This is a genomic window from Polaromonas sp. P1_E3, assembly GCF_056405935.1.
Genome location: NZ_JBFUBD010000586.1, coordinates 1 through 1,340, shown reverse-complemented (window position 1 = coordinate 1,340; position 1,340 = coordinate 1). Strand labels below are relative to the sequence as shown.

The 1,340-nt window shown below is 58.9% G+C and carries 3 protein-coding genes; 1 reads left to right on the top strand and 2 read right to left on the bottom strand.

The features are described from left to right. Positions 1–495: metal-dependent hydrolase (locus AC1D0Z_RS21935; protein WP_477660263.1), on the top strand; the 495-nt coding region annotated here is incomplete at its 5' end. Positions 496–627: 132 nt separating this feature from the next. Here AC1D0Z_RS21935 and AC1D0Z_RS21930 read toward each other — a convergent pair. Beyond that, a complete protein-coding gene (locus tag AC1D0Z_RS21930; RefSeq protein WP_477660262.1) occupies positions 628–1,050 on the bottom strand; it encodes an acyl-CoA thioesterase in 423 nt (140 codons plus the stop codon). A gap of 14 nt (positions 1,051–1,064) precedes the next feature. Then, positions 1,065–1,340 (bottom strand): EamA family transporter (locus tag AC1D0Z_RS21925; RefSeq protein WP_477660261.1); only part of this gene is annotated, 276 nt, incomplete at its 5' end.

Genomic DNA, 1,340 nt, shown 5'->3' with positions numbered 1-1,340 from the left:
CGCCACCTCCTGGCGGTCACGGCAGCCTACGAACACCTGACGGCCGTGCTGGCCGACTACCTGCTTCGCCACGGCGATGCACTGGGCAAGGCGGACCCGAAGATGCAGACCCTCTGGCGCTGGCACGCAGCCGAAGAGACCGAGCATCGCGCGGTAGCCTACGACCTGTATAACGCGCTTGGCGGAAACCACGCATGGCGCGTACGCTGGTATGTGTATGCGCTGCTGCTGTTTTCATTGGACTCGGTACGCCAGACGGCGCTGAACCTCTGGCACGACGGCTCCCTGTTCAAACCGGGAACCTGGTGGAGTGCATTGAAATTTTTCTGGGGAAAAAATGGCGTCGTGTGGCGCTGCACAGGTCCGCTGCTGGCTTACTTCAGGCGCGACTTCCATCCCGACCAGGAAACCGTTGCCGAACCCGGCCAGCAAACCCGCGCTATTGCCCAGCGCTGGCTGAAAGAGCACGCGGACAGCTTTCGCACAGTGCGCTAAAAGCCCGGTTGCGACCTGCGGTGCCGGTCCATTACCCGTCTTGCGATGCAATCTCGCCATGGTGAYTTGCTATCTAATTAATAGCTGCTTGCGCACACCCTTATTAGCTTTCAGCGGTTTTTCTTTTCAAGTTCAGGATTCAACCAGCCTGCGCATCCACTCAGGCAGGGTCTTGGCCTTCTGCGCCGGAAAGTCCACCCAGATCGTGGTGGCGCCGCCCGCGGCGCAGATCACGCCCGGCATATCCACGCGCTCCATCGTGGCCCAGCTTTCAAACGTGGTGCGGCCGGGGTCRCTCACGTACATCTTCATCAGCACATCACCTGGGTATTCGAGCTGCTTGTAGAAATTACAAAAGGCGTTCACGATCACCGGCCCCTCACCCGACGGATCGGGTTTGCAGCCAATGCCATACATCCAGTCGATGCGGATGGTTTCGAGATAACGGAAGTAAGTGCCATTGTTGAGATGGCCCATCGCGTCCATGTCACCCCAGCGAATGGGAATGCGCATCTCATGAACCAGCTTTTTCTTTTCAGGAATTTCAAATTTCATGATGTTCGTTGCCTCTAGCGATGGGCCCTGATGGAGGCCAGAATTCCCAGCGTGAACAGCACGCAGGCAGACAGTTGTACCAGTGTGGGCCAATGGCCGTCCCAGGCAAACGAATACAGCAGCGCAAAAATGGTTTCGCTCACAATGAGCTGCCCGCACAGGCTGGCGCTGAGCCGCTGGCTGGCCATGTTCCACAAGATCGTCGCCAGCCAGGTGGAACCCACACCTGCCACCACACACAGCAGCATAAACATCCCTCGGTCTTCGCGCCCGGCCAGCAGGCCCCCGGC